Origin of the sequence: Streptomyces dengpaensis (genome assembly GCF_002946835.1) — a bacterium.
Lineage (GTDB): Bacteria > Actinomycetota > Actinomycetes > Streptomycetales > Streptomycetaceae > Streptomyces > Streptomyces dengpaensis.
Window position 1 is genome coordinate 3249070 of the sequence record NZ_CP026652.1, and the last position, 22300, is coordinate 3271369.

19 protein-coding genes are annotated in these 22300 nt (G+C 70.4%); 6 read left to right on the forward strand and 13 right to left on the reverse strand.

The window, feature by feature from the left end; all coding sequences use genetic code 11:
• Positions 1 to 63: 63 nt before the first annotated feature.
• Complete coding sequence (locus C4B68_RS14755) at positions 64 to 1182, forward strand: hypothetical protein (protein WP_099499564.1); 1119 nt, start codon at positions 64 to 66, stop codon at positions 1180 to 1182.
• Positions 1183 to 1323: 141 nt separating this feature from the next.
• Positions 1324 to 1992, forward strand: a complete 669-nt coding sequence (gene msrA, locus C4B68_RS14760; protein WP_099499563.1) for a peptide-methionine (S)-S-oxide reductase MsrA — start codon at positions 1324 to 1326, stop codon at positions 1990 to 1992.
• 344 nt (positions 1993 to 2336) lie between these two features.
• Here msrA and C4B68_RS14765 read toward each other — a convergent pair whose 3' ends face one another.
• Together C4B68_RS14765 and C4B68_RS14770 are read right to left on the reverse strand one after the other, a co-directional pair.
• Positions 2337 to 2729: a VOC family protein gene (locus tag C4B68_RS14765; protein WP_099499562.1), complete on the reverse strand. Its 393-nt coding sequence runs from the start codon at positions 2727 to 2729 to the stop codon at positions 2337 to 2339.
• Between the two features lie 208 nt (positions 2730 to 2937).
• Entirely contained in the window at positions 2938 to 3978 is a 1041-nt protein-coding gene (locus C4B68_RS14770; RefSeq protein ID WP_099499561.1) for an NAD(P)-dependent alcohol dehydrogenase, read from the reverse strand.
• Positions 3979 to 4149: 171 nt separating this feature from the next.
• On the opposite strand from C4B68_RS14770, the gene C4B68_RS14775 reads away from it, so the two are divergent.
• Positions 4150 to 5040, forward strand: coding sequence for a helix-turn-helix domain-containing protein (locus C4B68_RS14775; RefSeq protein ID WP_099499560.1), 891 nt, complete (start codon positions 4150 to 4152; stop codon positions 5038 to 5040).
• A 132-nt stretch (positions 5041 to 5172) separates the two neighbouring features.
• On the opposite strand, the gene C4B68_RS14780 is transcribed toward C4B68_RS14775, so the two are convergent.
• The 5 genes from C4B68_RS14780 to C4B68_RS14800 form a co-directional block, all read right to left on the reverse strand.
• Complete coding sequence (locus C4B68_RS14780) at positions 5173 to 8469, reverse strand: S8 family peptidase (protein WP_099499559.1); 3297 nt, start codon at positions 8467 to 8469, stop codon at positions 5173 to 5175.
• A gap of 204 nt (positions 8470 to 8673) precedes the next feature.
• Positions 8674 to 9357 (reverse strand): ABC transporter ATP-binding protein, encoded by a 684-nt coding sequence (locus C4B68_RS14785; protein WP_099499558.1) that lies wholly within the window; start codon positions 9355 to 9357, stop codon positions 8674 to 8676.
• Positions 9358 to 9424: 67 nt separating this feature from the next.
• Positions 9425 to 10900: an ABC transporter permease gene (locus C4B68_RS14790; RefSeq protein ID WP_099499557.1), complete on the reverse strand. Its 1476-nt coding sequence runs from the start codon at positions 10898 to 10900 to the stop codon at positions 9425 to 9427.
• A 180-nt stretch (positions 10901 to 11080) separates the two neighbouring features.
• The gene (locus C4B68_RS14795; protein ID WP_099499556.1) at positions 11081 to 12334 is read right to left on the reverse strand and encodes a L,D-transpeptidase; all 1254 of its coding nucleotides are present in this window, start codon (positions 12332 to 12334) and stop codon (positions 11081 to 11083) included.
• A gap of 235 nt (positions 12335 to 12569) precedes the next feature.
• The gene (locus C4B68_RS14800; RefSeq protein ID WP_099499555.1) at positions 12570 to 12923 is read right to left on the reverse strand and encodes a hypothetical protein; all 354 of its coding nucleotides are present in this window, start codon (positions 12921 to 12923) and stop codon (positions 12570 to 12572) included.
• 109 nt (positions 12924 to 13032) lie between these two features.
• Here C4B68_RS14800 and C4B68_RS14805 point away from each other — a divergent pair, with 109 nt between their 5' ends.
• Both C4B68_RS14805 and C4B68_RS14810 read left to right on the forward strand, forming a co-directional pair.
• Positions 13033 to 13362, forward strand: a complete 330-nt coding sequence (locus C4B68_RS14805; protein WP_180289171.1) for an LPXTG cell wall anchor domain-containing protein — start codon at positions 13033 to 13035, stop codon at positions 13360 to 13362.
• 36 nt (positions 13363 to 13398) lie between these two features.
• Complete coding sequence (locus C4B68_RS14810; protein ID WP_099499553.1) at positions 13399 to 14151, forward strand: DUF2625 family protein; 753 nt, start codon at positions 13399 to 13401, stop codon at positions 14149 to 14151.
• A 146-nt stretch (positions 14152 to 14297) separates the two neighbouring features.
• Here C4B68_RS14810 and C4B68_RS14815 read toward each other — a convergent pair whose 3' ends face one another.
• The 5 genes from C4B68_RS14815 to C4B68_RS14835 form a co-directional block, all read right to left on the reverse strand.
• A complete protein-coding gene (locus tag C4B68_RS14815; RefSeq protein WP_099499552.1) occupies positions 14298 to 15911 on the reverse strand; it encodes a DEAD/DEAH box helicase in 1614 nt (537 codons plus the stop codon).
• A gap of 107 nt (positions 15912 to 16018) precedes the next feature.
• Positions 16019 to 16222, reverse strand: coding sequence for a cold-shock protein (locus C4B68_RS14820; protein WP_099499551.1), 204 nt, complete (start codon positions 16220 to 16222; stop codon positions 16019 to 16021).
• A 234-nt stretch (positions 16223 to 16456) separates the two neighbouring features.
• A complete protein-coding gene (gene hutH / locus C4B68_RS14825) occupies positions 16457 to 17995 on the reverse strand; it encodes a histidine ammonia-lyase (protein ID WP_099499550.1) in 1539 nt (512 codons plus the stop codon).
• A 149-nt stretch (positions 17996 to 18144) separates the two neighbouring features.
• Positions 18145 to 19296: a GGDEF domain-containing protein gene (locus C4B68_RS14830; protein WP_099499549.1), complete on the reverse strand. Its 1152-nt coding sequence runs from the start codon at positions 19294 to 19296 to the stop codon at positions 18145 to 18147.
• Positions 19297 to 19396: 100 nt separating this feature from the next.
• Positions 19397 to 20227: an enoyl-CoA hydratase/isomerase family protein gene (locus tag C4B68_RS14835; RefSeq protein WP_099499548.1), complete on the reverse strand. Its 831-nt coding sequence runs from the start codon at positions 20225 to 20227 to the stop codon at positions 19397 to 19399.
• Between the two features lie 206 nt (positions 20228 to 20433).
• On the opposite strand from C4B68_RS14835, the gene C4B68_RS44060 reads away from it, so the two are divergent.
• Complete coding sequence (locus C4B68_RS44060; RefSeq protein WP_276311580.1) at positions 20434 to 21054, forward strand: hypothetical protein; 621 nt, start codon at positions 20434 to 20436, stop codon at positions 21052 to 21054.
• Between the two features lie 33 nt (positions 21055 to 21087).
• Here C4B68_RS44060 and C4B68_RS14845 read toward each other — a convergent pair whose 3' ends face one another.
• Complete coding sequence (locus C4B68_RS14845) at positions 21088 to 22251, reverse strand: adenylate/guanylate cyclase domain-containing protein (RefSeq protein WP_099499546.1); 1164 nt, start codon at positions 22249 to 22251, stop codon at positions 21088 to 21090.
• Positions 22252 to 22300: the final 49 nt, after the last annotated feature.

The window sequence follows — 22300 nt, forward strand, 5'->3', positions numbered from 1 at the left end:
GTCCGCGAGAACTTGTGCGGACCAGGTTGGCCAATTGTCGGACCCGTCTGGTTCGCTTGAGGCATGGAGATTCTCTGGGTCCTCTTGGCACTGGCCATGTTCAGCATGGTCCTGCTGCCGGTTCTCATGCGCAGGCGCGCGGGTATTCAGCAGGTCATGCCCGGCGATCCGGACGCCGCGGACCCGTCGAACTACGGGTTCCTGCGGCAGGAGGAGCTGGACATCCGCATGCCGGGCCCGGACCAGGACCTGCTGGACGTGCTGGACCTGGTCCAGCGCACGCAGGACTACCGCTCGGCATCGCAGCTGCTCGCGGGCACGGAGACGGCGGGCGAGCGGCGCTGGCAGCGGGTGCAGGCGTTCGCGGGCGCCGCGTCCGTCGAGCTGCAGCAGCGCCCCGGCGGGGTCAGCGAGACGCCCGGTGGGCAGTGGCTGCGGGTGTGGCGGGCCGAGCAGCCCAAGGACGCGGGCGGCGCGGCGGTGCACGCGGAGTTCCTGGTGCAGCAGGCGTGGCGTACGTCGACGCCGGGGACGGACGAGTTCCGGATCATCATGGAGGAGGCGCGGGCCGCGTGCGGCGAGGCGGCGCTGCTGTCCCCCGGTGACCCGGTCCCGTACATCATCGAGCTGTCGGTGGCCCGCGGACTCGGCTACGAGCAGCCGGAGTTCGAGAAGCTCTGGCTGAAGATCCTGGACCGCGCGCCGTCCCACATGGGGGCGCATCTGGCGGCCCTGCACTACTGGTGCGAGAAGTGGCACGGCTCGCGTGAGGTCGCGTACTCCTTCGCGGAGGCAGCCGCGGCCCGCGCCCCCGAGGGCTCCCTGCTGGCCGCCATGCCCCTCTTCGCGGTCTTCGAGCACCTCCCCGAGGTGAACCTGGTCCGCGGCTTCTACCAGAGCGAGGTCGTGACGAAGGCGGTCCACGGCGCGCTCTTCGCGGTGCACGCGGCCCGCCCCGACGACCCGATGCTGGCCCACGTCCGCCACCTCCTGGTCTTCTTCCTCGTCCGCAGCGAGCGCTGGGCCGAGGCGATGAACCAGCTGGTGCACGTGGACGGCCACGTCGGCGCGCTTCCCTGGACCCTGACCTCCGACCCGGCCGCGGACTACGCGATATACCGGGCGCTGGCGGTGGCGGGGTACGAGGCGAACGGGGGGAACCCGGCGACGCTGCCGCACTGAGGCGCGCGCCGGCCCGCGACAGAGAGCGGTCGCGCCGCGCGCGGCCGCACAGGCCGGGCTGGGCTGAGCGCGCGGAATGCCGGAGGCGGTTCCCATGTTGATGCGGATGACCCCCCGCAACCCGTACCCCGTGGAGAGAGCATGTTCCTGCACAGCCGTACACCGCAGCTGCCCACCCCCGAGCAGGCGCTGCGCGGCCGCCCCGAGCCGTCCTTCACGGTCCCCGAACGCCACACGGTCCTCGGCACCCCGCTCCTCGGCCCCTACCCCGAGGGCATGGAGATCGCCGACTTCGGCCTGGGCTGTTTCTGGGGCGCGGAGCGCAAGTTCTGGCAGCTCCCGGCGGGCGTGTACACGACCCTGGTGGGCTACCAGGGCGGCTTCACCGAGCACCCGACGTATGAGGAGGCCTGCTCGGGCCTGACGGGCCACACGGAGGCGGTCCGCGTGGTCTACGACCCGTCCGTGATCTCGTACGAGCGGCTCCTCAAGGTCTTCTGGGAGTCCCACAACCCGACCCAGGGCTTCCGCCAGGGCAACGACGTGGGCACCCAGTACCGCTCGGCCATCTACACCCACACCCCGGCCCAGGCCGCCACCGCGGCCGCCTCCCGCGAGGCCTACCAGAAGGTCCTCACGGCCTCGGGCCACGGCACGATCACCACGGAACTCCTCCCCGCCGAGGGCCGCACCTTCTACCCGGCCGAGGGCTACCACCAGCAGTACCTCGACAAGAACCCGGCGGGGTACTGCGGGATCGGCGGGACGGGCGTGTCCTGCCCGATCGGTGTGGCGAAGGCGGACGGCTAGCCGCTCCCGCCGGACGTCACGGCAACGCTGAGCGCGCTGCTCGCCGGGTACGACCCGGTGAGCAGCGCTCTGTATGCCCAGAGCGCCATGCGCTGTCGGCGGCGCGATGACCCGCCGGGTGCGTTAGCTGCCGCCGAGCCCCATACGGGGTCCTGCCACGATCGCCTCGTCGGGCGCAGTTCGGCGAGCGCATGCGTCACGGCTGTGTCAGTTCCGTCCCGGCACCGTGGTCGGGCGGCACGTCGGCGGCGCCCTGCCCAACGGGGACTTCTCCTTCGGGCATGAGGACCTCCGCGCGAGCGGCCTCGATCCGGGCCCCCTGAACAGGACCGTCGCCAGGGACGTCAGTCCGTGCCGCTTCCGTACGGCCTCGTCAGGATTTCCAGGTTGTGGCCGTTCGGGTCGTCGAAGTAGGCGCCGCGGCCGCCGTCGTTGGTGTTGATCTCGTTCACGATGCGGTGGAACGGGTCCGCCCAGTACGTGAGGCCGGACTCCTGGACGCGGGCGAGGATCTCGTCGAAGTCGGCCTCCGAGACCAGGAAGGCGTAGTGCTGGGGCGTGATCGGTGCGGCCGTGTCGGTGTCCATGTAGTCCAGCGTGACCCCGTTGGGGATCTGGACCGGGATGAACGGGCCGTACTGCGGGCTCACTTCGAGGCCCAGGATGTCGGCCAGGAACTGCGCCGACGCCTTCTTGTCGCGGGCGGCGACGATCGTGTGGTTCAGCGCTATGGACATCGCGAAGACCTCCTCGCAGGAATCCGAGCCACCTTTTCAGACTAGGCAGCCCGCCTTCCCGGCCCCAAACCCTCCGCTGTGAACCCAAGGCAAGCCCTGCCTTGGGCGAACGTCAGACGTCAAACGCGGAAGGGCGCCCGACCAGCCGTACGACCGTTACGACGGCCGGCCTACGACGGGCGGGCGCCCCCCACACAACGACCAAGAACTAGATCGTGGCGGTGTCGATCACGAAGCGGTAGCGGACGTCGCTCGCCAGCACCCGCTCGTACGCGTCATTGATCTCGGACGCTCCGATCAGCTCGATCTCCGCACCGAAGCCGTGCTCCGCACAGAAGTCCAGCATCTCCTGGGTCTCCTGGATACCGCCGATGCCGGAGCCCGCGAGGGTCTTGCGTCCGCTGATCACCGAGAAGAGGTTGAGCGAGACGGGCTCCTCGGGCGCGCCCACGTTCACGAAGGCGCCGTCCGTCTTCAGCAGGGACAGGAACTGGTCCAGGTTCAGCGGAGCCGAGACCGTGGACAGGACCAGGTCGAACGTGCCGGCCAGCTCCTCGAAGGTCTTCGGGTCACTGGTGGCGTAGTAGTGGTCGGCGCCCAGCTTCAGGCCGTCCTCCTGCTTGCGCAGGGACTGGGAGAGCACGGTCACCTCGGCACCGAGCGCGTGCGCGATCTTGACGCCCATGTGACCGAGGCCGCCCATGCCGAGGATGGCGACCTTCTTGCCGGGGCCGGCGTTCCAGTGCTTGAGCGGGGAGTACGTGGTGATGCCGGCGCAGAGCAGCGGGGCGGCCACGTCGAGAGACAGACCGTCGGGGATGCGGACGGTGTAGTTCTCGTCGACGACGATCTTCTGGGAGTAGCCGCCGTAGGTGGGCTCCCCGTTCTTGTCGAGGGCGTTGTACGTGCCGACGTTGCCGTTGGCGCAGTACTGCTCCAGGCCGGCCTTGCAGTTCTCGCACTCGCGGCAGGAGTCGACCATGCAGCCGACGCCCACGCGGTCACCGGCCTTGAACTTGGTGACGCCGGAGCCGACCTCGGAGACGACGCCGGCGATCTCGTGGCCGGGCACCATCGGGAAGATGGCCTCGCCCCAGCCCTCGCGGGCCTGGTGGATGTCCGAGTGGCAGATGCCGGCGAACTTGATGTCGATCAGGACGTCGAACTCGCCGACCTCACGACGCTCGATGGTGGTGCGCTCCAGCGGAGCCTTGGCGGCGGGAGCGGCGTACGCAGCGACAGTGGTCATGCCGGGGTTCTCCTCAGGAGAGATCTTGTACCTGGTTGCCTTCCGACCAGGTACGTCGTCCAGACTGCCGTGGCTCACGCGGTTTACCCAGGCCACGGTTCTGCGTACGTCCGCTGGTCCTACCACTGGCGGGGTCAGGCTTCTCTGCGTACGACCGTGAATACTGGACGTATGGACGAACAGCCGGGGCAGCCGCTGGACCGGCGTGCCGAGCTCAGTGAGTTCCTGCGCACCCGCCGGGCCCGGCTGAAGCCTGAGGACGTGGGGTTGCCGGACTACGGGCGGCACCGCCGGGTGCCCGGGCTGCGCCGCGAGGAGCTGGCGCAGCTGGCCGGGGTGTCCGTCGCGTACTACACCCGCCTCGAGCAGGGCAACGGGCGGAACGTCTCGGCGGAGGTGCTCGACGCGATCGCGCGTGCGCTGCGGCTGACGGATGCCGAGTATGCGCACCTCACGCACCTCGCCAAGCCGAAGCAGCACAAGAAGAAGCAGCCGGCTCGGCCGCAGCAGGTGCGAGGCGCCTTGCGGCAGCTGCTCGACACGTTCGAGGGGGTTCCGGCGTACGTCGTCGGGCGCCGGGCGGACATCCTCGCGTGGAACCGGATGGCCGCGGCCGTCTTCGGGGACTGGTCGGAGCTGCCTCCGCAGGAGCGGAACTGGGCTCGGTTGGTGTTCCTCAAGCCCGATTACCACGATCTGTTCGTGGACTGGGAGCAGAAGGCGATCGACATCGTGTGCCAGCTGCGCATGGACGCGGGGTGCCATCCGGACGATCCGCGCCTGTCGGCGCTGGTGGGGGAGCTGTCCGTGAAGAGCGGGGACTTTCGGCGGTTGTGGGCCACGCATGACGTGAAGGAGAAGACGCACGGGGAGAAACGGCTGCGGCATCCGTTGGTGGGTGATCTGGCGCTCCAGTTCGAGTCGTTCCAGGTGACGGGTGACAGTGAGCTGGCGCTGGTCACGTATCACGCGGAGCCGGGGTCCGCCTCCGCGGAGGCGCTGCGGCTGCTGGCCTCCTGGGGCACCGACGCCACGCGCGCGGGCACGGCTTCCCCGCAGTAGGGTTTCGCTCCCGCCGCCCCTGCCCATTCCCGTACCTGGGGGCTGCCGCTCCCAGAACCCCGCTTGTCGCGCTTCGCGCTCATCCTCAAACGCCGGACGGGCTGAAACCTTCCAGCCCGTCCGGCCGTCGCGTCACTTCCCGTAGTACGCGTTGTAGATCGAGATCGTCGACTTGTTCCCCTTCTTGTCGGCGATCTTGGCGTGGAACGAGATGCCCTTGCCCTTCGCCGGGTTCTTGAAGGTGATCTTTCCGTTCCTGACGTCGAGCTTGGTCCATGTCTGGCCGTAGTCGTACGACACGTACACGGACAGGGACTTGAGGTTCGAACCGGCGGCCGCGCCCTGGACGGTGACCGGGATGGTGACCTTCTCGTCGGCGGGCCCGCGGCTGTCGAGGCCGAGGGAGGCGCCGAAGCGGGCCGTGGAGACCGGCAGCTTCGCCGTGTCGGCCTTCTTGGAGCGGAACGTCCAGCTCGCGTCGATCCGGGTGGAGGCCGCGGCCACCTTCACGGAACGCTTGATGGACGTGGTCAGCTGGTACGCCGCGTCCGCGTCCGGCACCTTGAACTGGCCGCTGCCGTCGAGCGGATCGTCGGTCTCGGCGACCTTGGTGCCGTTGCGGTACAGGGTCGTCCTGACCGAGGTGTAGACGGACGAGCCGGCGTGCGACTGGCCGTCGGCGAACATCGGCAGATACCCGTTGATGTACGAGCCGTCGCGGTAGACGCCGTACAGACCGCCCGTCTTCGGGCCGAAGACACCGGTGTTGAACGTCTTCGTGTAGCTCTTGCCCGCCGAGAAGGTCTGCGGGTCGCCCAGCGTGTAGAAGGCCTCGCCGACCGGGAAGCCGTCGGCGTCCTTGCCGCCGTACTGCTCGAAGTCGAGGCTCCACTGGACCTGGTCGCCGGTGGACACGTACAGCGTGCGCGTGCCCGGCAGCTTCCGCTCGACGCCGACTCCGAAGGAGACGTCATCGGGCAGGAAGCCGAACGCGGTGACCGACCCCGTCTTGCCGGAGGCCGCGGCGCCCAGGTTGGTCTTCACCGTGGCCAGTTCGCTCGCCTTGTAGTGCTTGACGTGCGCGCCGCGCAGCCTGGTGACCTTGCCGCCGGTGAACACGTCGTACTCGGCGTCGTCCCCCTTGGCCCACGTGCCGGACCAGCTCTGGGACAGCCCGGAGGAGACCGCGGGGCCGATGTGGCCGACCCGCAGGTCCTGGAAGGATTCCATGCCGACGCCGTAACCGACGCCCGCGGGGTCGTACGCGTAGGAGACCATCGCCGCCAGCTGCTTCGCCCGGGTGTCCGGCACCGTGATGTCGGCGGACTTGGCGGCGTTCTGGTCGACGGTCACCGTGGTGTTCTTGGTGACGCTCAGCTTGGGCTGGACCAGCCAGTCGACGCCTCCCTCAGCATTGGTGAGGTCCTTCACCAGCTGGGAGTTGAAGAGGTAGTCGCCCCTGGGCACCCGGATGGTCTCCGTGGTCGCGGTGCCCTGCGTGAAGAAGGTCCGGCCCTCGGCCAGACCCGTGTAGGCGGACAGGTCCGTGAGGTGGATGGGCGTCTCACCCGCGCGGTGGACGTACTGCACCGTGACGTCGTACGACTCCACCTCGCGCTGCACGGCCGCCGCCGTCCGTACCGACTGGCCGCCGCCCGTGGCCGTCACGTAGGCCGCGTACGCGCCGTCCGTGGTGCCGCCCAGCTTGGTGTTGACGGTGACGTCCACCGCGGCCTTGCCGCCCGCGGGGACCTTCACCGTCTTCGCGCCGAGCGTGAAGAAGCCCGAAGGAGCCGCCTGGCCCTTGGGGTTGGTGGCGGTCGCCGTGAGGGTGAGGGTGGCGTCGGTCTTGCCGAGGTTCCGGTAGGTGAGCTGCCTGGTCACCGGCTTGTCGTCGGTGTGCGGCCACTGCTGGACGCCGAAGCTCACCGAGTCCGGGTCGGCGATCACGGACTGCTTGATCGCCTTGTCGACCTGGATCCGGCCCGAACCCTGCTGGAACGGCGTGTACGCGCCGCCCTTCGCGGAGCCGGTCAGCGCGCCCTTGAGCTCGGCGAACGTCCAGTCGGGATGCTGCTGCTTGAGGATCGCCGCCGCGCCCGCGACATGCGGAGTCGCCATCGACGTACCGGAGATCGTCAGATAGCCCGGGGGCTTCTGGCCGACCTCCTTCTCGATGAGACTGCCCGGGGCGGCGGCCGCCGTGATGTCCACGCCGGGCGCGGTCACGTCCGGCTTGATGGCACCGTCGAGGCCGGGGCCACGGCTGGAGAAGGACGCCAGTTGGTCCTTGTCGTCGACCGCGCCGACGGTGAGCGCGTCGGCCGCGCTGCCCGGGGAGCCGACGGTCTGCTCGCCGAAGTCGCCGTCGTTGCCGGCCGCGACGGCGAAGAGGATGCCCTTTTCCTCGGAGAGCTTGTTGACCTCGGCTTCGAGCGGGTCGGTCGCCGGGGTGTCGCCGCCGCCCAGGCTGAGGTTGACGACATCGGCGCCCTGCTCGGCGGCCCACTCCATGCCCGCGAGGATGGACGAGTCGTCGCCGTAGCCGTCGTCGCTGAGGACCTTGCCGTTGAGGAGCTTGGCGCCGGGCGCGACGCCCTTGAACGTGCCGTTCGACTTCGCGCCCGTGCCCGCCGCGATCGAGGCGACGTGCGTGCCGTGCCCGAACTTGTCGGTGGCATCGGCGGACGTGGAGAAGTTCTTCGCCGCGACCACTTGGTCCTTGAGGTCCGGGTGGGTCGCGTCCACGCCCGTGTCGAGGACGGCGATCTTGACGCCCTTGCCGTCGTACCCGGCCGCCCACGCCTTCGGGGTGCCGATCTGCGGGACCGACTTGTCGAGGCTCGCCTTGCGGACGCCGTCCAGCCAGACGTGCGCGATACCGGAGGCGGTGCTGCCGCCTTCGGTGACCGCCGACCAGAGCTCCGCCGCGTCCTGCCGCGGCGTGAGCAGCGCGTCCGCGTTCAGCGACTTCAGGGTGCGGCGGAGCGTGCCCGCCTCACGGACGTCCGCCTTGGCGGCCGTCGCTGCCCCCTGGTAGCCGACGATGAGCTTCAGGCCCCGCTTCTGGGAGTTACGGGTCTTGCTCAACTCGGTGACGTCGAAGAGCCGCTGGTCGAGCTTGCCGGTGGCTATCAGGCGCTGGGCGTCGGCCGGCACGACGAGCGTGTGGCCGTCCGCCTTACGGATCGTCACCGGTATGCGGTCGCGGCCCTTGGCACGCTCGAAGCCGACGACGCGGCCCTTCGCGTCGACGGCCACCCGGTCACCGGTGATCAGCGTGATGTGCTGCTTGGCCGTGAGCCGGTGCTGTCCGGCCGCCGATGCGCCGCTCGCGCGCTCCGCCTTCGCCGACGCCGGGCTGGTCATTCCCGCCGCCAGGGCCACGGCCGCAGCCGTGGCGATGGTCGCCGCGCACGCTCTTTTCATTTGTCTGCGCAAGTCTCCCCCTGGAGATGTGGTCCGGATGAATTCCCGATTCATCCGGCCGGGGGACATCCCGCACGCATGCGCGTGCACCCCCCGGAATACGCAAGTATGCCCGGGGGGTGATCGACCGCTCAATAGAGAGGTGACAGTGAAGAGTTGACGGAGTTGTTCCGCTCCGCTCCCGCGCTCCCCTTTTGCACTCCTTTATGCTCCCGCGTTCTCCTTGACAGTGATCCGGCCCTTGCGGATCGTCGCAAGCCGCGGCGCCTTCTGCGCTATCGCTGAATCGTGCGTGACCATGATGAAAGTGAGCCCGTGCTCCTTCCACATGGCCTCCAGTACGTCCATGATCTCGTCGCGCATCGACTCGTCGAGGTTTCCGGTGGGTTCGTCGGCGAGCAGCACCTTCGGCTGCTTGACCAGGGCTCGGGCGATGGCGACGCGCTGCTGCTGGCCGCCGGACAGCTCGGCGGGCAGATGCCCGAGCCGCTCGGCCAGCCCCACCGACTCCAGTGCCGCGGCGGCCCGTTCGCGCCGTTCCCTCGTTTTCACACCGAGGGGTACGAGGGCGGTCTCGACGTTCTCCTGGGCGGTGAGCGTGGGAATCAGGTTGAAGCTCTGAAAGACGAAACCGATGTTCTCGCTGCGCACCCTGGTGAGCTTCGCCTCGGACAGTCTCGCCATGTCCGTGCCGTCGAGTTCGACACTCCCGGCGGTCGGGCGGTCGAGCCCGCCGAGCATCTGGAGAAGGGTCGACTTTCCGCCACCGGTGGGGCCCTGGATGACAAGCCGGTCGCCGTCCCCGATCGTCAGATCGATTCCGGCGAGCGCGTCGACCGTTTCCTTGCCCCGCGTATAGCGCTTGGTGACGCCTCTGAGTTCGTACATGGTGCAACTCCTGGGATACGTAAGTGCGGTGCGTAAGGGGGCGGGGAGTAGGTACGGGGGGCGGGGCCTATTCGACGCGGCGCAGGGCGTCCGCGGGCCGCAGCCGGGAGGCGCGCCAGCCGCCGAAGGCCCCGGCGATCAGACCGCCGGTGACGGCGAGGGCGACCGCGACGACGATCGTGTCGATGCTGACGGGCGCGGTGAGCGCGACGTCGAGGGCCTTGGACGCGGTCTCCCGCGCCGGACCGCCGATGACGCTGACGCCGGGGCCGCCGCCCGGGCCGCCACCGCCCGGGCCGCCGCCCGAACCGCCCAGCTCCGCCTGGAGGTTCGGGCTGATCTCGGTGACGACGTACGCGCCCGTGAGGCCGAGCGCGATACCGAGGGCACCGCCGACCAGACCGTGGACGATGGCCTCACCGACGACCTGGCGGGTCACGCGGCCCGACTTCCAGCCGAGCGCCTTGAGGGTGCCGAACTCGCGTACGCGGCGGGAGACGGCCGAGGAGGTGAGCAGACCCGCCACCAGGAACGCGGCCACGAGCACCGCGATCGACAGCCACTTGCCGACGCTGGAGGCGAGGTCGGAAGCGGTGGACAGGGAGCCGGAGACGGTGTCGGCGAGGTCGGCGGAGGTGGTGACCGTCGTATCCGGGATGTTCTTCTGGATGGTGCTCTTGACGCTGTCGATCTGCTGCGAGTCGGACGCCTTGACGTAGATCGTGGTGACCTTGTCCTTGGAGTCGCTGATCGTCTGCGCCTGCTTGAGCGGGATGTACAGGTTGGCCGCCGCGTCACCGCTGTCCGGCGTCGATATGCCGATGACCTTGTACTTGACGCCCTTGATGGTGACCGTGCTGCCGACCTTGAGCTTCTTCTCCTTGGCGTACGACGTGTCCGCGACGACGACCTTGGCGTTGGTCTCCGTCGTCTTGAACGTACGACCGCTGGTGATCTTCGAGGAGGTCAGCGGGCCGAGGGCCGGCTTGGTGACGTCGGTGCCGTAGACCGAATAGTTGTCCACGTCGAACTCGGCGCCGCCGCCCTCGACACGGCCCTGCGGGGAGGGCTGCGCCCCGCCGGGACCGCCCTGGCTGTTCTGCTTGCCGTTCTGGTCCTGCTTGAACTGGCCCTGCTTGAACTGCCCGCTGACCTTGATGACTTGGAGGCTCAGCCCGCCGACGGAGTCCGCGACGCCCTGCTGGGCGTCGACCTCGGCGACCGTCTTCGCGGACAGCGTCTGGAAGCCCTGGACCATGACGCGGTCGCTGCTCTGCTCGTCGTCGGAGTCGTCGGGGCGGGCGTCGAAGTTGAAGCGCTTGCCGCCGCCGCTGCTCGACGCGGGCTCGGCGGCCTTCGTGACCGTCATGTCCGTCCCCAGCCCGTACAGCGACTGGAGGACCTTGCCCTGCGCCTTCTCCATGCCCGAGGACACGGAACTGACGACGATGACCAGGGCGATGCCCAGGGCGAGTCCGGAGGCGACGACGAGGGCCGCCTTTCTGCGGCGGCGCAACTCGCGCCTCAGGTAGGTGAAGAACATGGGCCGCAAGCTAGGTACGGCGCGTGATGAAGCGTTAAGGCCGGAATAAGAGAACGATGAGAAGGCTGTGGTGGAGCGGGAGTTCACCTGTGTGATCCCGTGCGGGATTCCGGAAACCGGTGGAAACGCGAAGGCGGCGGCAGCCCCGAGGGCTGCCGCCGCCTTGACGGTTCAGGTAACTCAGACGGCCGAACCGGCCTTCCACGCCGCCCAGTCGAGGTTCCAGCCGTTGAGGCCGTTGTCCGGGGCGATGGTCTTGTCGCCGGTGTTCTTGACGACCACGACGTCACCGATCAGCGAGTTGTTGTAGAACCAGGCCCCGGGCGTGTTCGGGTCGCCCGCGCCCTTCGTGTCGGACAGGCCGACGCAGCCGTGGCTGGTGTTCACGGCGCCGAAGATGGACTTGGCGCCCCAGTAGTTGCCGTGGATGAAGGTGCCGGAGGTCGACAGACGCATGGCGTGCGGTACGTCCTTGATGTCGTACTCGCCCTTGCCGTCGTCGTCCGTGAAGCCGACCGTCGCGCCGTCCATCCGGGTCTCCTCGAACTTCTCGGAGATCACCATCTGACCCTCGTACGTCGTGTTCGTGGGCGAACCGGCGGAGATCGGGATGGTCTTGACGGTCTTGCCGTCCTGGGTGACCTTCATCGTCTTGGACTTGGCGTCGACAACGGAGACCTGGTTACGGCCGATCTTGAAGGTGACCGTCTTCTGCTGCACGCCGTAGACACCGCTGGCGCCCTCGACGCCGTCGAGCGAGAGCTTGAGGGTGACGGTGGAGCCGCCCTGCCAGTAGTCCTCCGGGCGGAAGTCCAGGCGGTTGGCGTTGAACCAGTGGCCGACGACCTCCTGGCCGCTGCTGGAGGTGACGGTGATCCCCTTCTGCACGGCGGCCTTGTTGGTGATCGCCTTGTTGAAGTTGATCGAGACCGGCATGCCCACGCCGACGGTCGAGCCGTCCTCGGGCGTGAAGTTGCCGATGAAGCTGTTGGCCGGGGAGACCGTGGTGAACGAGGAGTTCTCATGGGCGGTGCGGCCCGCCGAGTCGGTGGCCTCGACGGCGACCTTGTATGTGGTGGCGCGCTCGAGCTGGCCGGCGGGCTTCCAGCTCTTCTTGTCGGCGGATATCTGACCGGCGACGGCGGTGCCGGAGGCGGTCTGCATGGTGACGGACGTGAGCGTGCCCTTGCTCACGGTGACCGCCGTGCCGTTGTTGATGGAGGCGTTGTCGGAGCCGTCCTTCGGCGTGATCTTGATCTGGGCCTCGGAGGACTTCTCGGCAGCCGCCTCGTCGACCTTGGCCTGTGACGAGCTGTCGCCGCCGTCCGAGCCCTCAGCCTTGGCCTCGCCCCCGCTGCACCCAGAGAGCACCAGCACCCCGCCGAGCAGTGCGGACGCGGCCATCAGGCCCTTGCGCCGCTTACTGTCCGTCATCACACGCTTCTCCATCGTTGCCGAATCACCAAAGGACACAGGAGCCCCGTACGAGCTATCAACGCTACGACCGGTTCGTCCCGTTCCACATACCTCGAAGATGTGGGACACACCACGTCCGGACCGCCGGATCCAGTGGTGCGGACGCGGCCAGTGCCCCTCCCCCTGGGACTCCTGAGACGACAGAACCCCGGGCGGCGGTTGCCGCCCGGGGTCACGATTTCCCCAAGCCGCGTCAGCCGCGGGCACCTTCCTCGTCGTCTTCGTCGTCCTCGTCAGCATCATCCTCGTCGAGGTCCCAATCCGGCGAATCGGGGTCGTAGTCGATGGGCTCGCTGCTCCAGGAGGCCTGCGCGAGGTCCACCCCGGGCACCTCGCTGACCAGGTCGAACGGGTCCACGAGATACGCGAGGGCCTCGGAGGTGTCTTCCGTCACCGCGCTCTCGGCGTGCGTCCGCTCGTCGGCCGGCATGTCGGCGTCATCGGCCACGCGGCGCAGCGCGGCCTTGGTGAGGGCGTCGGGGTCGTCGACCTGCAGCACCAGTTCGACCCGAAGCCGCACAAACTGTGATGTCTCAGGAGTACTCATGGAACGGAGCGTACGGCCCGCACGTGCGCGACTTTCCCACGACCCGCGCCTTTCATTAGCATCGCCCCACACGGCCAATTCGCCAGCGCCACAAGGGGATCGATATTTCGTGTCCGCCGCACGTCGATCGTTGTTGACCGCCACCGCAGCCGGGTCCCTCCTGGGGGCCCTGTGGTTCGTCCCGTCCGCCAACGCGACCCAGGACGAACCCATCCCGAGCGTCTCGGCGTCCACCACCGCGTCGACCGTCACCACCACTGCGGTGCGGGAGTCGACGGAGGCGACCGCGGAGTCGGGTGAGGCCCAGGACCACACCCAACTCGCCGACACCGGAAGCGTCGACACGACGCCGTACGTCTTCGGCGGCACCCTCTTCCTCGGCCTGGGAGCCGGATTCATCTTCTATTCGGTGCGCCGCGAGCGCACGATGGCCTACTGAGCGCGGTGCTCGGGCCGGAAAACCTGCGGGGGATCCATGCGAGAGCTGAGCGAGTTGACCGAGGTCGAGGAGTCTTCCTGGCCGGTCCTGTCCGAGGCACTCGGCACCAGCATGGTGTCCATGGACGTGGTGCCGGTCGACCCGGCGCTGGGCCGCGCCACCCTGCTCCAAATGCAGATCACCACGCGCTCCTGGCTGGGCGGGATGGTGCTCAACTGCGGTGGGGTGGTGCTGGACAGCGGGTGGGTGCGGATCTACGGCAGCCCGGGTGACGCCGATTCGCCGACGGGGGTGCCCGGCGGTGCGACGGGGCTGCCCAGTCTCGCCGAGGTCAACGGATTTCCCGAGCGGCTCGATCCGGCCTGGCGCCCCTTCAACGGTCTCGTCGTCGGCCACGACGTCCTGGGCGGGGTCTACGCCATGAACGGGCCCGACCCCGAGGCGGCGGGCCGTCCCGGGCGCCCCGGCGAGATCACGTACTTCGCGCCGGACTCGCTGCGCTGGGAGAGCCTCGAAGTGAGCCACAGTACCTGGCTCGCGTGGTTCCTCTCCGAGGGCACGGAGCGGTTCTACGACACCCTGCGCTGGCCCGGCTGGCGCGGGGAGTCCGGCGCGCTGACCGGGACGCAGGGGCTGTCCGTCGTGCCGTACCTCTGGACCGCGGAGGCCCGCCGCGACGTTTCGGCCACCAGACGGCGGGCGGTCCCGCTGGCGGAAGTCCTCCGGCTCCACCGGGACACCGCGATCAAGCTCGACTCGGTGGATCCGGGGTTCTTCGGCACCGTGTGACGGACGGGGCGCCATGGGGCCGTGACTGGCGGGGCGCCTGGGTGCGATGGGGTCGTTCTTTCGCTGCGGGCCGTCCGTGGCTGATCGCGCAGTTCCCCGCGCCCCTTACGGGGCGCGGGGTCCCGCCCGGTGTTTGCCAGATCCCCTTAAGCGGCCCTGCGTCCGCTGCCGCCCTGGCCGCCTCGTTCCGTGCGGCGCTGCGGCGCGCGGCCGCGGCCGCCCGAGCGGCCGGCGGCCGTGCTGTCGCCCGTGCCGCCACGGCGCGGCTGACGGCCCTGGGACTCCGTACCCCCGGCCGCGCTCGCGCCCGTACCCGCCGGCCTCCTGGCGCCGCCCCCGGTCCTGGGGCGCGACTTGGGACGCTGCTGTGGCTGGGCGGCCGGCTGCGGGACCTCGATCACGACGGGGACGCCGGAGGGCTCGCGGGCCCCGGTGAGGCGGGTCAGTTCCTCATCGCCGGACTTGATGCGGGCGGTGCGCGGGGTGATGCCGGCGTCCACCATCAGGCGGGTCATCTCGCGCTTCTGCTCGGGCAGTACGAGCGTGACGACGCTGCCGGACTCCCCGGCGCGGGCGGTGCGTCCGCCGCGGTGGAGGTAGTCCTTGTGGTCGGTCGGCGGATCGACGTTGACCACGAGGTCAAGGTCGTCGATGTGGATGCCGCGGGCCGCCACGTTGGTGGCGACGAGCGCGGTGACCTGGCCGTTCTTGAACTGGTCGAGGGTGCGGTTGCGCTGCGGCTGGCTGCGCCCGCCGTGCAGCGCGGACGCCCGTACGCCGTTGGCGAGCAGCCGCTTGGTGAAGCGGTCCGCGCCGCGCTTGGTGTCGACGAAGAGGATGACCCGGCCGTCGCGCGCCGCGATCCGCATCGCCACGGCCTTCTTGTCCGTCTCGTCGGCGACGTGCAGCACGTGGTGCTCCATGGTGGTCACCGCGCCGGCCGACGGGTCGACGGAGTGCACGACGGGGTCCGTGAGGAACATCCGTACGAGCCGGTCGATGTTCTTGTCGAGCGTCGCCGAGAACAACAGCCGCTGACCGTCCGGCTCGACCTGCTGGAGCAGCGCCGTGACCTGCGGCATGAAGCCCATGTCGGCCATCTGGTCGGCCTCGTCGAGCACGGTGATCGCGACCCGGTCGAGCGCGCAGTCGCCCCGCTCGATGAGGTCCTTGAGCCGTCCCGGGGTGGCCACGAGGACCTCGGCGCCGCGGCGCAGCGCCCCGGACTGCCGGCTGATCGACATACCGCCGACGGCCGTGGCCACGCGCAGGTTCACGGCGGTCGCGTACGGCGTCAGCGCGTCGTTGACCTGCTGCGCGAGTTCGCGCGTGGGGACGAGGACCAGCGCGAGCGGCTTCTTCGCCTCGGCACGGCGACCGGCCGTACGCGCGAGGAGGGCGAGTCCGAAGGCGAGCGTCTTGCCCGAGCCGGTGCGGCCCCGGCCGAGAACGTCGCGCCCGGCAAGGGAGTTGGGCAGGGTCGCGCCCTGGATCGGGAAGGGCTCGGTGACGCCCTGGGACGCGAGGGTCTTGGTCAGCGCGGCCGGCATGTCCAGCGCGTCGAAGGAGTCGACGGCGGGCAGCGCGGGCGTGAGGGTCTCGGGCAGCGAGAACTCCTGCGGCGGCACGACCTTGCGGGCCGCGCCCCGGCCGGCATTACGGCCGCCGCCGCGGCCCGCGCCTCGTGCGGACGAATTCGCCTGGGCGCTGCCCCGTGCATTGGCCGGCCGCTTACGGACGGGACGTTCGGATCGAGTCATGCTGGATCTGGATTTCCTTCCTGGGCCCCACGGACTGCACGCACAGCGCGAGCCGGGACCCGCACCCGAAGGTGCGGGCCCCGGCTCTGGAAAAGCGCGTCCCCGAATCAGGCGGGGTTGATGTTCTCCGCCTGCAGGCCCTTCTGGCCCTGCGTGACCTCGAACGAGACCTTCTGGCCCTCGACCAGCTCACGGAAGCCGGAGCTGGCGATGTTGGAGTAGTGAGCGAAGACGTCGGGGCCGCCGCCGTCCTGCTCGATGAAGCCGAAGCCCTTTTCCGAGTTGAACCACTTCACGGTGCCAGTAGCCATGCATTTCTCCTGAACAGGTAGGGGCCCCATCCGGAGTATGCACCGGGAAAAGCCGGAGATGCCGGTAAAACAAAACGCGCCTGCGGAGATTCCGATCAGGCGCACAAAGTAAATGGGTACCAAAAACGTATCAATGTGACAGTAGCACACCCCCAGACGGGCACGGGCCACCGTGACGTGTGACCGGGGGCACAGCCCGACCGAACGGCGCCCCCGGTCACGTACAGCGGATCGCTACGCGAGCGGGCCGGTCACCGACTCCGCCGCGGCCACCACGCCACCGCCGCGCACGAACGCGTCCGCGGCCGCCAAGTCGGGGGCAAGAAAGCGGTCGGGACCGGGACCCTCAACTCCCGCCGCCCGTACGGCGTCGATGACCGCCTGCGACGCAGGGGCCGGGGTCAGCCCCTCACGCAGCTCGACGGCGCGCGTGGCGGCGTACAGCTCGATGGCGATGACGCGCGTGAGGTTGTCGACGGCCGTCCGCAGCTTGCGCGCCGCCGACCAGCCCATGGAGACGTGGTCCTCCTGCATCGCGGAGGAAGGGATCGAGTCGGCGGACGCGGGGACCGCGAGCCGCTTCATCTCGCTGACCAGCGCGGCCTGCGTGTACTGGGCGATCATCAGGCCCGAGTCGACACCGGCGTCGTCCGCGAGGAACGGCGGGAGACCGTGCGAGCGGTTCTTGTCGAGCAGCCGGTCGGTGCGGCGCTCGGCGATGGAGCCGAGGTCGGCGGCCGCGATGGCGAGGAAGTCGAGGACGTACGCGACCGGGGCGCCGTGGAAGTTGCCGTTCGACTCCACGCGACCGTCGGGCAGCACGACCGGGTTGTCGACGGCGGAGGCGAGTTCGCGCTCGGCGACCGTGCGCGCGTGGGCGATGGTGTCGCGTCCGGCGCCGGCGACCTGCGGGGCGCAGCGCACGGAGTAGGCGTCCTGGACGCGCGGCGCGTCGTCCTGGTGGTGTCCGGTCAGGCCCGAACCCTTCAGCACGGCCAGCATGTTGGCGGCGCTGGCACCCTGGCCCGGGTGCGGGCGGATGGCATGCAGCTCGGGGGCGAGGACCTTGTCGGTACCGAGGAGCGCTTCCAGGGACAGTGCCGCGGTGACGTCGGCTGACTTGTAGAGCGTCTCCAGGTCGGCGAGGGCCATGACCAGCATGCCGAGCATGCCGTCGGTGCCGTTGAGGAGGGCGAGGCCCTCCTTCTCGCGCAGCTCGACGGGCGCGATGCCGTGCTCGGCGAGGAGTTCGCCGGCCGGGCGTACGACGCCGTCCGGGCCCTCGGCATCGCCCTCGCCCATCAGCGTGAGCGCGCAGTGGGACAGCGGCGCCAGGTCGCCGGAGCAGCCGAGCGACCCGTACTCGTGCACGACCGGGGTGATGCCGGCGTTGAGGATGTCCGCCATGGTCTGTGCGACCTCGGGCCGTACGCCGGTGTGCCCGGAGCAGACGGTCTTGAGCCGCAGGAACATCAGGGCGCGGACGACGTCCCGCTCCACCCGCGGGCCCATCCCGGCGGCGTGCGAGCGGACGATGTTGCGCTGCAGCCGGCCGCGCAGCTCCGGGCCGATGTGCCGGGTTGCGAGGGCGCCGAACCCGGTGGAGACGCCGTAGACGGGGTCCGGCTTGGCCGCCAGCGCGTCCACGATCCCGCGGGCCGCGGCGAGGGCCGCCACCGCCTCGCCGGAGAGCTCGATCCGGGCGCCGTCGCGCGCCACGGCGAGAACGTCGGACGCGGTCACCCCGGACGTCCCCACCACCACAGTGTGCATATCCATATTCAGGAGCGTACGCAGTGAATTCGACGATGTCACTAGCGAGTGCCAGGTTGACCCCTTACTCCGCCGTACGTCACACCGGACTCCGCGGTACGTCACACCCCGAGACTCCGCCGTACATCGTCCCGAGCGCCCGGCGTGGGTCACGGGCAGGGCTCGTGGCGGCCACGGAAGCGGCGGCGCTCCCCCTCCGTGGGCGAGGGCGCGTCCGCGAGGCGTACGACCGGGTCGTCGGGGCCCTCGCGTCCGGCGACCACGGGTTTCGCCGCGCGTACGGCCTTGGCCCGGTACTGGGCCGCGTCCGCGAGCCGGAACAGCCGACGGGCCGAGCGGACGGGCCCGATCGGGTCCTCGGTCGAGGCGACCCCGCACGCCACCCCTTCCCCCAGCTCCAACTCGGCGGCGCGGCGGCAGAGTTCATCGGCGATACGGACCACCTCGTCGGCCGCAGGGCCCACCGCCAGCAGACAGAACTCGTCACCGCCGAGCCGGGCGGCGAGGGTGCCCGGGAGCATGGCCCCGCACAGGGACAGCACGGATCCGAACCGCTCCAGGAGCCGGTCGCCGACCGCGTGCCCCCGGGTGTCGTTGACGCGCTTGAGCCCGTTGAGGTCGCAGACGACGAGACTGATCACGACGCCGGCCGCCTTGTGCCGCTCGACGGCCTCGTCGAGGCGTACGTCCACGGCACGGCGGTTGGCGAGCCCGGTCAGGGCGTCCGTGAACGCGAGGCGCCTGACCTCCTCCAGGCGCTCGGTCTGGGCGATCCCGGCCGCGATGACGGAGGCGAGCACGGTCGCGAAGTCGGCGTCGGCCCGGTCGAAGACGGGGTCAGCGGCCGGGCGGGCCACATACAGCTCGCCCCAGGCGCGGCCGTTCAGCACGATCGGGGCGACGACGCAGCAGCCACGGCCGCGGCGGCGCAGGGCCGCGACGCGTTGATGGCAGTACCCGGCGGGGCCCGCCGCCGGCCCGTCGGCCGTCTCCACCCAGGCGTTGGGGCCGCCGCCCCCGGCCCAGCGTTCGTGCAGGAACTCGGTGATCTCCGGGAACTGGTGCACCGGGTAGGCCTCCCCCTCGGGGAATTCGACCTCGTCCGGGGCCCGCTCGCCCACATTGACGAGCACCCGCAGCCGGCCGAGTTCGCGCTCCCACATGGAGAGCGCGGCGAAGCTTCCGGCCAGCGCGTGGCACGCGCCGAGCGCCGCGGCCCGCCACGACTCGCGCGAGGTGTGCGCCGCCGCCATCCCCTGCGCGAGCGCCACCACGGCCTTCAGCCGTCTGTCCTCACCCATCACTCCAGGCTAGGGATATTTGCCGCGATTTGGGACATTGGTATGGCGAACAGGGGTCCGGGTGGGCGTACGCACCAGCTGCGGGCAGTCGTGCGTTCCCCTACTCCCCCGGCCACTCCGGCTTGCGCTTCTCGTTGAAGGCAGCCACGCCCTCCGCCCGGTCGCCCGAGAACGCCGTGGACCGCCAGGCGGCGTCCTCGACCTCCAGGCCGGCACGGAGATCCAGGCCGTGACCGAGACGCAGGGCACGCTTGGCGGCACGCAGCCCGACGGGCGAGTTCGCGGCGATACGGGCGCCGAGAGCAAGGGCTTCCGCCGTGTCCCGCCCTTCCTCCACGAGCTGGTCCACGAGGCCCAACTCCCGTGCCTCGGCGGCCTCCAGGCGTCGCGCGGAGAAGATGAGCTCGGCGGCGCGGGCGGCGCCGACCCGGCGGGGCAGCAGCTGCGTACCGCCACCCCCGGGGATCACCCCGACGGACACCTCGGGCAGCCCGACGACCGCCGTACGGTCGGCCACGATCAGGTCGCACGACAGCGCCAGCTCGAAGCCGCCGCCCAGCGCGAAGCCGTGCACGGCGGCGATGGCCGGCATCGGCAGCTCCAGGACACCGGTGTACGCGGCCCGCGCGACCGGGCGCTGCCGCATCAGGTCGGCGTCGGTGAAGGAGTTGCGCTCCTTGAGGTCGGCGCCGACGCAGAACGCGCGCTCGTGGGTGGAGGTGAGCACGACCACGCGTACGTCGCGGTCGGCGGCGAGGGCCTCGCAGGCACCGGCGATCGACCGGGCCATGTCCGTGGACACGGCGTTCATGGCCTTGGGCCGGTCGAGGGCGAGCTCCGCGACGTACGCATGCCGCCGTACGACGACGAACTCCCCGAACCGCCGCTCGTCCCCTGGCTGCGACCCCTGCTCCGCCCCTAGCTGTGCCACGACACCCTCCCGGTTAACGCGGGTTAACAACCGACGCCCCGATCATCGCAGCCCACGCCGCCCGACGAAACCCGTCCCCTCGCCCCGGTTGTCCTCTTTCGGGTGACATCCCGCCCAACCCCCGCCCGTCACCCTCAAACCACACATAGCCTGCGCACCGCCACGGCGCACTCGGGGGGGGTGCGGGCGCATTGGGGAGGACGGCCATGACGAACCGAGAGACGACGCCACGACCTGCTCCCCTCTGGGGCGGCCCCGCCCGTGGGCGGCACCGCAGGCCCCGTCCGCGGCGGGTAGTGCTCGCCGTGGGGGGACTCGCGCTCGCGGCGGGAGCGTTGAGCCTGGCGCGGATGACACCCGAGTCGGTGGTCGCCGGTGGGGGCAGCGCGGAGGCGGAGCCGACCGGGGCCACCGTCACGGACACGGCGGGCAACGCCGTCACCACCGTCGAGGCCGCGCCCTCGGCAAACCCCGTGACCGCCACGGGGACCGTCGCGACGGGCCGGGCGAGCGCGGCCGGCGGGGCGAGCGCGACGCCCACCTCGGGCGTGGGCCTCGTACCGACACCGCCGCCGACCACGACACCGGCGGCCGTCCCGTCGCCTCGCGGGAGCGCCCCCGCGGCCGGCGCCGTACCGGACACCACCGGCATCCCCACCGGCCCCGTGACCACACCGCCCCCGGCCGCGACCGCTCCCGCCGCACCCCGGCCCACTCCGAGCCCGACCACGCACGCCCCGGCCCCGCAGCCCGAGCCCTCAGGCATCTGCGTGCCGATCATCGGGATCTGCGTGAACGGCCTGGGGGCGCCGGTCGGCCCCCGCTAGCCCCGTCGTGTCAGGGCTCGTGGCCCCGTCGTGTCAGGACTCGCCCTCCCGGCGTGCCATAAGCCACGGTTCGATGACGCCGAGGCCTCGTACCGGGCGTTGCCACATCGGCTGGAGGGCGAAGCGGTAGGAGGGGGGTTCCTCGCCCTCCTTCTCCGCGGTGGCCGCGGCCTCGGCGGCCTCCGCCTCGGAGGCGGGGGCCTCCCCGGTGCGGACAAGTTCCTCCGCGAAGGCGCCGTCCACCAGGACCGCGTCGCGTGGCGCTATCGACGTGAGGCGGCTCGCCAGGTTCACGGTCGTACCGAACACGTCACCCATACGGGTGGTCACTGTGCCGAAGGCGATGCCGACGCGCAGCTCCGGCATCGTCTCGTCGTTCGCCAGGGTCTCGATGAGCCGCAACGCGATCTCCGCGGCGACACCCGCGTCGTCCGCCGCGTACAGCACCTCGTCGCCCAGCGTCTTGATCAGACGGCCCCCGCGCGCGGCCACCAGGTCCGCGCACGTGGTCTCGAAGGCCTCGACGAGTTCGCCAAGCTCTTCCTCCTCCATGCGGCGCGTCAGCCGCGTGAAACCGACGAGGTCCGCGAAGCCGACGGCGAGCCGGCGGTCGACCATCTCCTCGTCGTCCGCCGCCTGGACGACGCGTCCCGTCGCGGCGGCGAGCTGGCGCCGCCAGACGTAGACGATGAACTCCTCCAACTCTGGCAGCAGCAGCTCGATCAGGGGGTACGTCACCTCGGTGCGCGTCATCCCCGGTTCCGGCGGCTCGGTCAGGCCCTCCAGGAAGGAGTCGATCTGCCACTCGGCCAGGCGGGCGGTGGTCTGGCCGGTGGAACGGGCGACCTGGACCGCCATCGCCTCGCTGAGCAGGCCCGCCTCCACGAGACCGGCAAGGCGGCGCAGCGCGAGGACGTCGGCCTCCGTCAGGGCCTTGGCCTGGCCGATGTCGGCGAAGCCCATGGCCCGCCAGAAGCGGGATGCCAGTTCCATGGAGACGCCGGCGCTGCGGGCCGCCTGGAACGGGGTGTAGCGCCGCTCGGCGCCGAGGATGAGCTGCTCCAGGCGGAGCGCCAGGGGGTCCTCGCCGGAGTCCGGGTCGGTGTCCCGGTCAGTGTCCGGCCCGGCGGTACGGCCCTGCTCGCTGTCGGGGGCGGGGTGGGCACCCGTGTCGGAGCCGGTGTCGTCGACGGTCACGCCTGCTGCCCTTCCGATCTGCCGCGGTCAGGTATCGACCGCGCTCAAC

Bases quoted from the DNA above. Each gene is read 5' to 3' on its own strand.
- C4B68_RS14755 (WP_099499564.1), top strand. From the start codon at position 64: ATGGAGATTCTCTGGGTCCTCTTGGCACTGGCCATGTTCAGCATGGTC.
- msrA (WP_099499563.1), top strand. From the start codon at position 1,324: ATGTTCCTGCACAGCCGTACACCGCAGCTGCCCACCCCCGAGCAGGCG.
- C4B68_RS14765 (WP_099499562.1), bottom strand. From the start codon at position 2,729: ATGTCCATAGCGCTGAACCACACGATCGTCGCCGCCCGCGACAAGAAG.
- C4B68_RS14770 (WP_099499561.1), bottom strand. From the start codon at position 3,978: ATGACCACTGTCGCTGCGTACGCCGCTCCCGCCGCCAAGGCTCCGCTG.
- C4B68_RS14775 (WP_099499560.1), top strand. From the start codon at position 4,150: ATGGACGAACAGCCGGGGCAGCCGCTGGACCGGCGTGCCGAGCTCAGT.
- C4B68_RS14780 (WP_099499559.1), bottom strand. From the start codon at position 8,469: ATGAAAAGAGCGTGCGCGGCGACCATCGCCACGGCTGCGGCCGTGGCC.
- C4B68_RS14785 (WP_099499558.1), bottom strand. From the start codon at position 9,357: ATGTACGAACTCAGAGGCGTCACCAAGCGCTATACGCGGGGCAAGGAA.
- C4B68_RS14790 (WP_099499557.1), bottom strand. From the start codon at position 10,900: ATGTTCTTCACCTACCTGAGGCGCGAGTTGCGCCGCCGCAGAAAGGCG.
- C4B68_RS14795 (WP_099499556.1), bottom strand. From the start codon at position 12,334: ATGACGGACAGTAAGCGGCGCAAGGGCCTGATGGCCGCGTCCGCACTG.
- C4B68_RS14800 (WP_099499555.1), bottom strand. From the start codon at position 12,923: ATGAGTACTCCTGAGACATCACAGTTTGTGCGGCTTCGGGTCGAACTG.
- C4B68_RS14810 (WP_099499553.1), top strand. From the start codon at position 13,399: ATGCGAGAGCTGAGCGAGTTGACCGAGGTCGAGGAGTCTTCCTGGCCG.
- C4B68_RS14815 (WP_099499552.1), bottom strand. From the start codon at position 15,911: ATGACTCGATCCGAACGTCCCGTCCGTAAGCGGCCGGCCAATGCACGG.
- C4B68_RS14820 (WP_099499551.1), bottom strand. From the start codon at position 16,222: ATGGCTACTGGCACCGTGAAGTGGTTCAACTCGGAAAAGGGCTTCGGC.
- hutH (WP_099499550.1), bottom strand. From the start codon at position 17,995: ATGCACACTGTGGTGGTGGGGACGTCCGGGGTGACCGCGTCCGACGTT.
- C4B68_RS14830 (WP_099499549.1), bottom strand. From the start codon at position 19,296: ATGGGTGAGGACAGACGGCTGAAGGCCGTGGTGGCGCTCGCGCAGGGG.
- C4B68_RS44060 (WP_276311580.1), top strand. From the start codon at position 20,434: ATGACGAACCGAGAGACGACGCCACGACCTGCTCCCCTCTGGGGCGGC.